Annotated in this window: 12 protein-coding genes and 1 tRNA gene; 4 read left to right on the top strand and 9 right to left on the bottom strand. The window is 65.0% G+C overall.

The features are described 5' to 3' along the window. Positions 1-214 precede the first annotated feature (214 nt). Positions 215-505, top strand: a complete 291-nt coding sequence (locus tag ABFX45_RS38500; protein WP_346135667.1) for an HC3 family zinc finger protein — start codon at positions 215-217, stop codon at positions 503-505. Between the two features lie 165 nt (positions 506-670). Continuing rightward, positions 671-1,075, top strand: a complete 405-nt coding sequence (locus tag ABFX45_RS38505; RefSeq protein WP_346135669.1) for a hypothetical protein — start codon at positions 671-673, stop codon at positions 1,073-1,075. Between the two features lie 477 nt (positions 1,076-1,552). On the opposite strand, the gene ltrA is transcribed toward ABFX45_RS38505, so the two are convergent. The 6 genes from ltrA to ABFX45_RS38535 all read right to left on the bottom strand — a co-directional run bounded on the left by ltrA (position 1,553) and on the right by ABFX45_RS38535 (position 7,432). Next, on the bottom strand, positions 1,553-3,139 hold the full coding sequence (gene ltrA, locus ABFX45_RS38510; protein ID WP_346135671.1) for a group II intron reverse transcriptase/maturase: 1,587 nt from the start codon (positions 3,137-3,139) through the stop codon (positions 1,553-1,555). A gap of 637 nt (positions 3,140-3,776) precedes the next feature. Then, on the bottom strand, positions 3,777-4,292 hold the full coding sequence (locus ABFX45_RS38515) for a hypothetical protein (RefSeq protein ID WP_346135673.1): 516 nt from the start codon (positions 4,290-4,292) through the stop codon (positions 3,777-3,779). A 236-nt stretch (positions 4,293-4,528) separates the two neighbouring features. Further along, positions 4,529-4,876, bottom strand: coding sequence for a histone-like nucleoid-structuring protein Lsr2 (locus ABFX45_RS38520; protein WP_346135675.1), 348 nt, complete (start codon positions 4,874-4,876; stop codon positions 4,529-4,531). Positions 4,877-5,114: 238 nt separating this feature from the next. Continuing rightward, complete coding sequence (locus tag ABFX45_RS38525; protein ID WP_346135677.1) at positions 5,115-6,062, bottom strand: hypothetical protein; 948 nt, start codon at positions 6,060-6,062, stop codon at positions 5,115-5,117. A 153-nt stretch (positions 6,063-6,215) separates the two neighbouring features. Then, the gene (locus ABFX45_RS38530; RefSeq protein WP_346135679.1) at positions 6,216-6,776 is read right to left on the bottom strand and encodes a hypothetical protein; all 561 of its coding nucleotides are present in this window, start codon (positions 6,774-6,776) and stop codon (positions 6,216-6,218) included. Further along, positions 6,773-7,432, bottom strand: a complete 660-nt coding sequence (locus ABFX45_RS38535; protein WP_346135681.1) for an 8-oxoguanine DNA glycosylase OGG fold protein — start codon at positions 7,430-7,432, stop codon at positions 6,773-6,775. The genes ABFX45_RS38530 and ABFX45_RS38535 overlap by 4 nt, the downstream gene beginning before the upstream one ends. Before the next feature lie 96 nt (positions 7,433-7,528). On the opposite strand from ABFX45_RS38535, the gene ABFX45_RS38540 reads away from it, so the two are divergent. Then, positions 7,529-8,353: a uracil-DNA glycosylase family protein gene (locus ABFX45_RS38540; RefSeq protein WP_346135683.1), complete on the top strand. Its 825-nt coding sequence runs from the start codon at positions 7,529-7,531 to the stop codon at positions 8,351-8,353. A gap of 335 nt (positions 8,354-8,688) precedes the next feature. On the opposite strand, the gene ABFX45_RS38545 is transcribed toward ABFX45_RS38540, so the two are convergent. Next, positions 8,689-8,761, bottom strand: a tRNA-Ala gene (locus ABFX45_RS38545). Positions 8,762-8,885: 124 nt separating this feature from the next. On the opposite strand from ABFX45_RS38545, the gene ABFX45_RS38550 reads away from it, so the two are divergent. Then, positions 8,886-10,127 carry a phenylacetate--CoA ligase family protein gene (locus ABFX45_RS38550; protein WP_346135685.1) on the top strand — a complete coding sequence of 414 codons (1,242 nt, stop codon included), beginning with the start codon at positions 8,886-8,888 and terminating at the stop codon, positions 10,125-10,127. Here ABFX45_RS38550 and ABFX45_RS38555 read toward each other — a convergent pair. Then, positions 10,120-10,902, bottom strand: coding sequence for a DsbA family protein (locus ABFX45_RS38555; RefSeq protein ID WP_112232577.1), 783 nt, complete (start codon positions 10,900-10,902; stop codon positions 10,120-10,122). The two genes, ABFX45_RS38550 and ABFX45_RS38555, sit on opposite strands and share 8 nt — an antisense overlap. A gap of 46 nt (positions 10,903-10,948) precedes the next feature. Further along, the gene (locus ABFX45_RS38560) at positions 10,949-12,235 is read right to left on the bottom strand and encodes an MFS transporter (RefSeq protein ID WP_346135688.1); all 1,287 of its coding nucleotides are present in this window, start codon (positions 12,233-12,235) and stop codon (positions 10,949-10,951) included. Positions 12,236-12,282 lie beyond the last annotated feature (47 nt).

A 12,282-nucleotide genomic window follows, 5' to 3' on the forward strand; every position in this document is an offset into this window, starting at 1 on the left:
CACCCGAAGAACCGCGTTTCCCTCCAAGATGCTTCATTTTCACCCGATCGGGCCATCAAACGGTTTCCGCAGGTCAACGAGGCCAGATACGACATACATGTCACATCGGCACGGAATCGACGACGTGGCTCTTTCATCAAGCTCGGTTTTGGCTGGATCACCACCGACAACGGCTGCGCTGTTCGCGCAACGACATCACGGAAGGTGATCAGGCATGGGTCGTTGCTACAAATGGCAGCCCCATGAAGGGGCTCGGCACGCGATACCTCGCGAGCTCGCGGTCAACGACGTGGGCCAGACCCTGTGCGACATAGAGGTTACGGCGCGGTCCGACGAGTGGCCAGACGAAGCACGGTGCTGGCCCACCTGCCCTGAATGCGATCTGGCTTGGCGAGAACACGAACAGATCCTTCCGTGGCCACGCCGCGCCAAGGCTCCGAGGACCAACCAGCAGGCCGACCCGCCGGCTCCCGCGGTCGACACCGGAATGGCCCAACTGGCGTGATAGCCCGGCACGTTCCTGGTGAACCATGAGGATCGCCGACAGAGTTTCCAAAGACGAGCGCCTGTCGTGGGACCGCAAGGGTGGCGTAGTCCTCGCAGCGTTCCTCGAACGCATCGGCACCGAGCACACAATCTCCTCCAACTCGAACTGCATCACGACGGATCGATGACCTTGGCCGTCAACATGCGCGACGCTGAAGCACACGACCGCATGGCCGCAGACGGCGTCCCGAAAATCCGAGCCGGCGTGGTGGAGAGCGTGATCGTCGACGCCATTGCCCTCGCCGCGGCGCATGTACGACGACTCGGCGGAGACGGGTCTATCGCCTGCGAGGTCAGGTTGCTGAGTCCACCGGATGTCCCAGTGATGCTGACGCGGAAGCACCGGTACGAAGGACTTGGTCAAGTACCGGGCTCGCGACTCCTACGGAAGGTAATTCCGGTGACAGCAGAGATCGCGTCGGATGCTGATGCGACCGAACTACGCGATGTCGCAGCACAGGTCGCGCAGGACGTCCTTCACCAGTTCGGGATCGAGAACCTCGTCGTAGTGCCGCCCAGTACTCACTAGCACCGCATCCGACTGATTCGTCAGCGGTGTCGCCTCTTCAGGCTTTCCAGTAGACGGTCTGCTTCACGACGTGCGGGCTCGGCCAGCGGCCCGTGCCCAGGTGGCACCGCCAGGATTTCTGCGCAGAAGAACAGCTGGGCCAGTAGCCCGGTCGTGGTCTCCAGATCGGCGCGACGTTCCCGCTGGATCCGCGTTGCGAGTTCCGGCACCGCCAGTGAGTTGCTCCACAGCATGGCGGCGTCCAGGCCACGTGGCGCGCGGCCGCCGGGTAACCCCGGCGCATTGCTGCGCCGAGGTCCCCTCAGAACCGTGCGTGCACCTCGTCGGTGCACACGGCTCAAGCAAGCCGCTTGGGCGGGCAGGTGCTGGTACTCGTTCTTGCGGTGCGCATTCCGCGGTAGCACGCGGTGTGTATCAAGCGGGTCTGATCGCCGCCCGTCGTCGTTCCGTTCCCGAGGTGGCGCAGGTAGTCCGCGGCTATCGCGCGACGGACGACGTGCTGCCACCACCGCTCCCAGTCCATGGGGACTGTGGCGGCTGATCGGGAGTGAGCAGATGTTCCCCGCAGAGCGGACATCGCGCGTCCTGCTTGGCGAGCAGGCGAAGCGTGTAGCCGTCAAGCGGGGGTTTGACCCGTCGACGCCGGGTGGCCCAGTACTCAGCCAAAGTCGGGTCGTCCGTGGACGCCCCGCCTCTGACCAGGCAGTGCCTGGCGATCTCGGTCCAGGAGGACTTGACCAGGAAGGTGCCGCTGTCGTGGTCACCGAAGACCCAGTGGTCGTTCCTGAACTTGTTGAACTTGCCGAAGTACCGGTTGGTGATCCAGTGCTTCGACTTCTTGGGGTGGCTGTGGCAGGCCCACTTGTACGTGAGGCGCCACATGTGGCTGTCGATGTGTTTGAACACCTCAGCGGCCACCACCCCTCGGTAGTAGGCGGCCCAGCCCCGGATGATGGGGTTGAGCCGGGCGATGACCGCCCTCTTGTTCGAGCCGCGTAGCGAGCGCAGCTCGGCTGAAAGCCGTTCCCGGTGTCGCTTGATGGAGGCCTTGCTCGGCTTGATCAGCAGCTTGCCGATGGGATAGCGGCGGATGTTGAACCCGAGGTAATCGAAGCCCTCGTCGAGGTGGACGACTCGCGTCTTCTCCTCGTTGAAGGCCAGCCCTCGTGGTTCGAGCCACTCGGCGAGCCTCGCCTTGACTTGCTCCGCCTGCTGCTTGGTGTAACAGCAGACGACGAAGTCGTCGGCGAACCTGACCAGGACCGGTGCGTTGCGCAGCGTCCTCCCCGCGCAGGAGGGGGCACTGCTGGTGCGAACGCCGGCCGCCTGCTCAAGGCCGTGAAGCGCGACGTTCAGGAGCAAGGGGCTGATTACGCCTCCCTGCGGAGTTCCCTCCACGGTGGGGGCGAAGCCCTTGCCTGCTTCGAACACCCCGGCCTTCAACCAGTCTCGAATCATGCCCCTTGCGGGAAACGAGCCGAGGACCTGGAGGAGGTGAGAGTGGTCGATCTTGTCAAACGCCGCCGCCAGGTCCGCGTCCAAGATCCACGCTCGTTTGGTGCGCTTTCCTCGCAGCGTGGTGAACAACATCTCGACCGCGTCCTGGCAACTACGACCAGGGCGGAATCCGTACGATCTGGACTCGAACTTGGCCTCCCACTCGGGTTCCAGCGCATTGCGGACCCGCCCCTGATGGCAGCGATCCATGATCACTGGAATCCCAAGTGGACGTTGCTTCCCGTTGGCCTTGGGGATATACACCCGCTTGGCGGGTCGTGGCTGCCAAGACCTCGCGCCGCGATGAACCTCGATCGCGACCTCAGCCCTGGCCTGGGAGGTCAGGGCGACCTTTCCATCCACTCCCGCCGTCTTGCGCCCAGCATTGCGCTGTGTCGCCTGTCGCACGCTCAGCAACGTGTTCGACCGGCTCCGCAGCATCAACCGTTGCAGGTTCCGGACCTTCGCCCAGTCCTGCGCCTGCGCCGCCTTGAAGATCCTCTGCCGCAGCCGCCGTACGTCATCCTCACAGGCACGCCAATCCACGGCGTCCCAGTCAAGGATCACGTCATCCGGTCCGTTCGCCATCGGCGTCTAACTTGTCCTTCTGTGCCAGCGTTTTCGGTGATCGTCTTCAAAGGCTCACCAGTCCATGTCAGCCCGTTTTCACGGCCAGGCACCAGACCCGGTATCCGGCTGGTTATCCGAGACGGTCGGCGGAGGTGCCGTCCGTGCTTGTCCCGGTTTCCCATTGCCTTTCGGCTCGCCGGCGTTCGCTTCTTGGACATCCTTTTCCCGCTCGGGACTTCAGCTCTCCTCGCGGTCGGCCTACCGTCGCCGCTCATCGCGGCCACGGACCCGGACGGGGTTTCCACGTTCCGCACGTGTGAGATGCAGCCGGGCTCGGGCGCCCTCTGAACCCCGGGGTCAGCGGTACCTACACGGTCAGCGATTGGGCGCCGACCGCCGCTTGCCGCTCCTCCACGGCGCAGACCCTGCACCCCGGCACAGCTTCCATCTATCCGAGGTCTCTGGGTAACGAGGCATCAACGAGGGTTCACTTGCGTTCGCCCATCCGGCTTTCCCCTCACCTCCAGACCCAGATGGAATGGGCTCTGGTTTGGTTTCCCCCTGAGCTTCACACCCCGCGATCACTCGCGGCGCATGTCAAGGGCGGGGACTGGCGTTCGGTACTCGCCAGGGATCACAACGTCAGCAGCTCGCCGACCCTCCTTGCCATGATCCACTCACATCGTGCGACTTCGTGTCGCAACCAGTCTTCCCAGTCGAGCAGCCAGCATTCAGGTGCGGTGAGGTTGGCCCAGCTCATGTCCGCGTGCGCCGCCGTCCACGCAGTCACCATCGTGTCGATCACCTCTGGGAACACGCTGACGATGGCGTCGGTGAGCCGGACCTGTGTCATCGGCATGGAGTGCAGCGTGGCGATCCGATCCGTCTCCACCGCGGACAGTGCGTCCAGCGAGGCGTTCAGCGTCGCCCACCAGCCGTCCGAGAGGTCCGGCATGGTGATGAGGGTGCCGCCCGGTTTGATCGGTTGCGCCGTGACCAGATCGATCTCGTCCCCGCGCCACACGAGGCCGAGCGCCGGATCGTCCCAGGTGCAGCATGCGTACCAGGCCGGCTTCGCGATGCCGGTCAGCGACGCGGCGGCGCGCAAGCCGTCGAAGCCTTGCCCGTGCGCCTTTTCCACAGTCCGCACTTCGATCCGTACCCAGGTCCCGCGGTCGGTGCGTGTGCCGATCGAACGCCGCTTGCGTACCAACGCGTTGCGGTCGAGGCGCGCTCCCAGATCGCGCTCGACCCGATCGAGGACATCCGCGGGTAGATGGACTCTCAGGTCTGGAGGCGGCATCAACGACACAAGCGTCAGCCTTCCAGAGGTCCTCGCGGCTCCAGTGCGCCACGGCGTGTCCGCCCCTGCATGGAATCACGCGATCAACGGTGGGCCTTCTCGAACTCGTCGATGATGCTGGCCGGGATCCGGCCTCGATCGGCCAGCTCGTGACCGCTCCTGCGTGCCCACTCACGGATAGCCCTGGTCTGCTCCTTCGTACGCGCCTCACCGACGATCGTGCGGGTAGCGGCACCGCGCTTGGCGCGACCACCGGTCCGGCGAGCCTTGGCCACGAAGTCACCGAGGCCATCGCGCAGCCTTCCCGCGTTCTCTGCGCTGAGGTCGATCTCGTACGTCACGCCATCAAGCCCGAACTGCACAGTCTCGATGTCGTCGGCCGTAGTGCCGTCAAGGTCGTCGATGAGCTGCACAAGAACTTTCTGCGCCATTCTTCCTACCTCACAAGTTTTATGCCGGACTGATGCAACGACAATTTAGCACCACCACACGCCCCTCACTCACACCATGGAACCGCACCGGGCGTATGCAGAGCAGACTTCTAGCTTGCACCGGAAGTGAACTAGGTGAGAGCCTCCGGCGAGTTCGCGGTGCTGGACTGGGCCAAGCACTACACCCGCAACATGAAAATTGGGGATCCTTAAGTACAGACTCCTGCACTCGACGACGTCACTTTTCTGGTTTGGGCGGCCAGAGTTCCCACCTGTTGGCCGCCCCTCTGCGCACGACGGCATCTGGGTATCGAACCTGGAGTTCGGTGAGCTTCGTGATCACCTCAGCGATCGGCAGCCCGGACGGGATGATGGCGAGCGGCGTCGGTTTCGGGGGAGCAAGAGACTCTTTGCGGGCATCGGCCGCCCGCATCAGGATGTCCCGTGCTTTCTTGAGCCGCGCTGCCCAATCTGGCCACGCTGGGCACGGCGCCGTCTCACGCACGCCGCTCTGCCAGGCGTAACCGTGCTGACTCGCAGGCCTGGCGCACTCGGAGCACATGTCCTGAGCTACCAAAGGAGGGATCGCGAGCAGCTTCTCCAATTCCCGTTCCGACGCGGCCAGTTCGCCCCGAATCTTGGACTTCTCAGCGCTCTTTGGCGGTGCTTTCGACAGCAGTGCAGCTTGCTCACTGACCAAGGACCTCAGGCGCCTGACTTCATCTTCGCGCCAGATCTTGAACATGATGCGGTGGATTTCACGACGCTCAGCGGGTAGCCGCCCCGCCTTGTCCACTACCGCTTCAGGGTCTCCCACCTCGCCCCGAAGCCTCTCGCACTTTGCCTCAAGCGCACTGTTTTCCTCCTGCGAGCCAACCCGCCACGTGCGGTCTTCTCGCTCACGCAGCTGCGCTTCACACTCCAACAGAGCGAGACGCGCGTTTTCACGGCGACCGTCGAAGTCAGGGATCCTGGCGAGGCGCTGCGCTTCCTTCTCTGCCAAGCGTTGCTTGAACTCGGCATCCGACTTCGTCCGCATCGCATCAAACTCATCCTTGGTCAAATATCGATGCCCAGGCTCCGCACGAGTCCATTGGTCGAATATGTCCACCGCTTCGGCGTAGTCGTCCGCCTGATCCTCCATAACCCACGGATTCCACAGGGACTCCTCGTGGAGTTGGATCATCAGGCTCCGGGACCGCTGGAACTCCTCCGCCGTCGAAGTCGCGCCCGGCAGAGGCTTCCAAAGAAAGCCACCATGCTCAACAGTGTGAACCACAAGACCTTTCTACTCACGCGACATGGACTCGGCTTCGTACCTCCCACAGGCGTCAAGCGCTCACGGTGTACGCAGGCCAAGCCGGTCATCGTCCGTCCACTCCGAGGACCTGCCGAGTTCCGCACAGTACTCAGCCCACGACCTACGGCTCCGGTCTGACGGCGTCGCTCGGGCCCAGTAGGTCACTTGGCCGTTGTAGCGCCAGGCGCCGGTCGCCGGTCCGTATTCACTGACCAGCTCACCCATCCGTTCCAGCCGGCCGAGAGCGACACCGAAACGGACACTGGACGCTGTGTAGGCGCGAGAGCCGAACATGGAGTGCCCTTGGTCGGCAACGTGGGCGGCGAACAGGTCAGGGAATTGCCTGCGCAGACGGTGCTCGACGATGCCGTACTCGACGAAGGGGTCACCGGCGTCCACACACCGATTGAGCGGTTCGAGCAGTTCGTCGGTCACACCTTCCTGCACCTCGCCCGGTAACTGGACGGCTTCGTGGGTGGTAAACCATTCGTGGTCGCCATGCTCCTGGTTGACACAGCGGTACTGCAGCAGGCGATCCGGAAGCCGTCGCGGCGGCAGCACATCGTCGGCGCTGAAGCACCTCGGACAGGTGATGATCACGATCGTTCCTCCGGTTCGCCGGCGAAGAGGGTGCGTTCGATCTCGTCGGGTGCGCATCGGTGGTCCTGTGCCAAGCGGGCGAGCAGGTCGCAGTAGCGCCCATAGGTTTCCGCCGGCCAGGGGCCGGTGCGGTGCAGCGATGTCCAACCGCACCGGTCACGCAGCCTGGTCGCCGCCACGCGGTCGAGGATGAGGCACGGATGGTCCGGTGCGCCGCCGCCGGCGAAGTACAGGAACTTGGTGAAGAACGACGGGCCCAGGGACCGGATCTCGTTGTATTGCCCCGGCCGCAGCAATGTGTACGCCCCGACCGGGTCACGCCGGGACACCTCCGCCGCCTTGGTGAGGAGACTCCTGGCGCGCGGCACGTCGGCGGCGATGCTGTTCAGCCGCCGCGCGTTCAACCGCAGATACCTACCTGACCCCCATGCCAGGGTGCGCCACAGCAAGGTGAACACATCATCGGATGCGGCCGCCCACACTTCAGCCCGAGTCAGTGTCGGTCCTGCCGGTGGTACGCCGGGCAGGCGCCGTGCCTTGACCACTTCGCGCCACCAAGGTCCGTTGATGGCGATTTCATGCTCGTCAACTGCCGCGCGGCGGGGCTGAGCGGGAACGGCCCAGACGGGCAGCGCCAGCCTCGTCAAGTCGGTCATCGGCATACCGCCTGCATCGCCAGATCCACGCTGCCGTTACCGAGCGGAACCTCGGCCAGCACTTGCTGGACAACAACCGCGGATTCCGACGACACGGTGAACCGCCGGGTGCGGCTCGGAACGTCCTGCAGTAACGGACGACCAAACATGAAGGATGACCTGCCAAGAGGCAGGCCGATCACGGTCGTGGTCGAGCAACACACGAACCCTGTATTCGGCTCATCATCAGCTGTTCAACCGGAAGGCGACCTCGTGAGACAGGCACACGCTGACCCCATCGTCGTCGCCGCCAAACACGCGCGGCTCCGTGAGCATCACGTCGCGCCGCTGGTCGCCCTCGCCGACCGGATCGCCGCGGCAGAAGGACTTCCTCAGGGCGCCGTGCCCTACCCCGACCCCGAGTTCGGCGGTATTCACGCACGAGCACTGTTCCTGCTCGACAGCCCAGGCCCCCGCGCCAAGCTGGAAACCGGCGGCTCCGGACTGCTCAGCATCGACAACGACGACCCCTCAGCGGCACGTGCCCACACCGCCTATCGCACTTTCCGCATCGACCGCGGGCTGTGCCTGCACTGGAACGTCTGTCCGTTCCCCACGGCGAAAGATCAGTCCAGCACGTCGGAGCGAACCCGCGCAGCGCGATACACCCGCGAACTGCTCGACCTGCTTCCCCGGCTCGAGTTGGTGACGCTGCTCGGCCGAGCAGCCGAGGACGGCTGGCGCAGAGCGGACATCCGCCAGAACCACCTCGTCGTCCTCGACGGGCCACACCCGTCGAACCGGGGAATCAACGCGGTGGCAGGCAACGCCGAACGGTTCCAATCGACCATGCGAGCCGTCGCAGTACACCTCGCCCAGCCACCACGTCTCTCCGGCAACCGGCCCGCTGCCCACTCACAAGACGCTGCTGATGGCAGGTGAACCCGACCGTTCGTACGTCGCCCAACCAGGACCGGCATACGCCCTGTGGACGGCCTAGGACCGCCACACAGCAACGAATCAGCCGCGACCACATGGCTTGCTGCGCAACGGTGCCAGCGCACACCAGCGGCGATCCCAAAGTTTTCCGTGGACAACCACCCGGTCAGGCGACCGATCCTGGAGAATCCGCTGACCCTGTTTCGCGGTGATCAACACCAGCTCTCCGGATTTTCTCCGGTTTGGCGGACCATCGTCCACAGTGGACCGGAAACGAAGATCGCCCGCCAAACCTGTTTGCGCAGGTCAGCGGGCGATTCGTATGCAGTTCATTCAAGTGGAGCTGAGGGGACTCGAACCCCTGACCCTCACACTGCCAGTGTGATGCGCTACCAGCTGCGCCACAGCCCCTTAGAAGGTCCACGTTCCCGGGAGGTTTCCCTTCCGTTCTCGTGTGGCAATACCGTACATCAAGAGGTCCACGAGATAAAAATCGGGGGTACCCAAAGCGCATTCGGCCTGGTAGGACCGGGTGATGACCGCCGGAGCGCCGTTCGACCCCAAGATCGAGTGCATGGACCCCGAGGCCCGTCGCGAGCTGCAGGAACGGCGGCTGCAGGGGCTCGTCGAGCGCCTGCTCGGCACCGACAACTTCCAGGGTGCGCTGCTCAAAGATCTTGGAGTGACGCGCGGCACAGACGTCACGCTCGACGAGATCCACCTGCTGCCGACGATCACCAAGCAGGACCTGTGGGACCACTACCCGTTCGGGTTGCAGCTGGTGCCGCAGGAGGACGTCGTGTGCGTGCACGGGTCGTCTGGCACGGGCGGGCGGCCGACGCTCATTCCCTACACCGCCAACGATGTCGAGGTCTGGGCCGAGGTCATGGCCAGGGCGCTCGCGGGTGCGGGCGCCACCAGGAGCTCGATCATCCACAACGCTTACGGCTACGGGCTTTTCACGGGTGGGCTCGGGGTGCACCACGGTGGCCTCAGGCTTCAGGCCACGGTCATCCCCATGTCGGGCGGTATGACGGAGCGGCAGGTCAGGCTCATCGAGGACCTGAGGCCGGATGTCCTCTGCTGCACGCCGTCGTACGCGCTGCGGCTGGCGGAAGACCTCGACAAGGACAACAGCATCGAGGTCGGCATCTTCGGCGCCGAGCCGTGGACCGAGGAGATGCGCCACGAGATCGAGCAGCGACTGAACATCAGGGCGCTCGACATCTACGGACTGTCCGAAGTGATCGGTCCGGGTGTGGCGTGTGAATCCCTTGACTCGGAAGGGCTTCTCAACATCGCGGAGGACCACTTCTACCCGGAGACCGACGAAGGCGAGCTCATCTTCACCACGCTCACCAAGACCGGTATGCCGCTGCTGAGGTACCGCACGGGTGACGTGGCGACGATCCACGAACCACGGGGCCGGCGGACTCTGAGGCGGATGAGCAAGCTCAAGGGGCGCAAGGACGACATGCTCGTCATCCGCGGCGTCAACGTGTTCCCGACGGAGATCGAGGCGGTGGTGCTGGAGCTCGCGAGCCCGCACTACCTGATCGTCGAGGACCGCAGGACCAGCACGCCGCAGTTGCACGTGGCGGTCGAGTCCATACAGGACATCGCGACGGCACTCGGCGCGAGACTCAAAGAACGTCTGGGCATCACGTGCCGTGTGCACGTTCTCGAGCCGGGCAAGCTGCCGCGCACGGAACAAGGAAAAGCTCAGCGCCTGGCCCGGTGGAGTCAGGGCCAGGCGCCGATCGACGGTCTCACTTAGTCAGGTCGGAGAGCCAGTTCTTGTTGTCGAGGTCGACGAGCTTGCCACCGGAGGCGACGCTGGGCGTGCCGCGGAAGCGACCCGTCTCGGGATCGCGAAGAACGGGGTCGTTGCTCGTCTTCGACATCAGCTCGTCCAGCTGCGTCTTGTAGGTGTTGTTCTGCACGCACGACTCGAAGCCGGCGGACGTGACGCCGACGTCCTTGCCCAGCTTGATGAGCTGGTCCTTGGTGTAGCCCGCTTCGCCTTCCTCCGGCTGCTTGGCGAACAGCGCCGCGTGGAACGCGTTGAACTTGCCGTCGTCGGCCACGCACAGGGCGGCGTTGGCCGAGTCGGTCGAGTAGCCCTCGGGCTTCGAGAGGCGGTTCAGCATCGGCAGGATGTGGTAGCGGACCTTCACCTTGCCGTCTTCCACGGCCTTCTTGATGTCGGTGCCGTAGGTCTTCTCGAACGTGCCGCAGATCGGGCACAGGAAGTCCTCGTACACGTCGACCGTGACCGAGGCAGAATCCTTGCCCACCAGCACCGTGCTGCCGTCGCGGACCGCGGGGGCCGAGATCACGTGGTCGGCCGGGGCCTGCGCGATCGTGTCCGTCGTGGACGTCGACGGCTTCAGCTGCTGGAACACGACGTAGCCGATGACCGCGACGGCGAGCACCGCCACGACGGCGATGCCGGCGATCACCTTGGTTCGATCGCCGCCCGAGGTACGGGCCTGGGCCACCGCACGCGCGGCCTGCTTCTTCTTCCGCGCACTGCGCTCTGCACCACCCACGGCGACGAGGGTAGCGAGCCAAACTAAAAAGAAGCTGAGTGGGCAATCACGCTTCTGGGTGGCGTGGCTTGCCGCCCACGCGCTCGCCCGTCGGGACCTCGGCACTCTCGTCGAGGCAGCCGCATTCCGGTGCTACCGCCGCGGCCGTGTGCTCCTCCTCATGTGTGGGGAGGGTCTCGGGGGCGACGAACCAGAAGGCGACGGACAGCAGCAGCGCGGCACCGGTGATGGCGAACGAGGCTTCGAAGCCGAACGAGTCGGCCAGCAGGCCCGCGCACATCGGGCCGATGATCGCGCCCAGGTCGGTCACCATCTGGAAGCCCGCCAGGACGGGGCCGCCCTTGCCGCGCGCGCCGATCACGTCCGCCACGACGGCGTTCTGCGGCGGGTTCAGCAGGCCGGCGCCCATGCCCGCGATCAAGGAAGCGGCCATGAACGTCCACACGTCACCGGTGAAGCCCATCCAGATCGTGGCGAGACCGCTGACGACGAGACCGGCGATGGCGACCGGCTTGCGGCCGCGGGTGTCGGCGATCTTGCCGGACAGGAACAGCATCGCCGCGTTGCCGCCGGCGAACACCGACATCGAGATGCCCGCCACGGCCGGGCTGTGCTTCAACGCCTCGATGACGAACACCGGCACCAACGAGATCCGCACGCCGAACACGGCCCAGCCGTTCGCGAACCCGGACGCCAGGGTCGCGCGATAGGCCCGGTGCTTCACGGCCTCACGCACCGACATCGGCGTATCGCTGTTGGACTTGTCCAGCGCCGCGAGAGTCGATCGCCGCAGGAAGAACCAGACCACGAACGCCGCGAGGCACAACATCACGCCGTACGACACGAACGGCACCCACAGCCCGAACGGCACGAGACCTGCACCGACGATCGGGCCCGCCACGTTGCCGATGAGGAAGCCCGCCGCCCACATGCCGGAGGCACGTCCACGCAGCGGTGCCGGAGTGATCCGGATCAAGAGGCCGAGAGCGGCCACAGTGAACATCGTCGAGCCGACGCCGGCCAACGCGCGCCATGTGAGCATCTCGGCGTAGCTCCCCGAGAAGCCCGACAGCGCGGTGCCGACCGCCACGATCAGGATGCCGACGATGTACACGTTCGGCTCGCCGAACCGGTTGACCAGCTTGCCGCTCATCGGCGCGAACGCCAGCCGCACGAACGCAAAAGAGCTGATCAGAGCGGCGATCGCGGTGTGACCGACGCCGAACGTGGCCGCGTACACCGGCAGTACGGGTGCCACGATCCCGAATCCCACGGCGATGATGAAGCTCGCCGCGACCAGAACCCACACCTCGACCGGCAACCGCTCGCGCACAAAGCCTCCCTTAGCCCTGCTAAGGATATGTCACGCGGCAACTAAAT

The sequence above is a fragment of the Lentzea roselyniae genome (assembly GCF_039537795.1).
Taxonomy (GTDB): Bacteria; Actinomycetota; Actinomycetes; order Mycobacteriales; family Pseudonocardiaceae; genus Lentzea; species Lentzea atacamensis.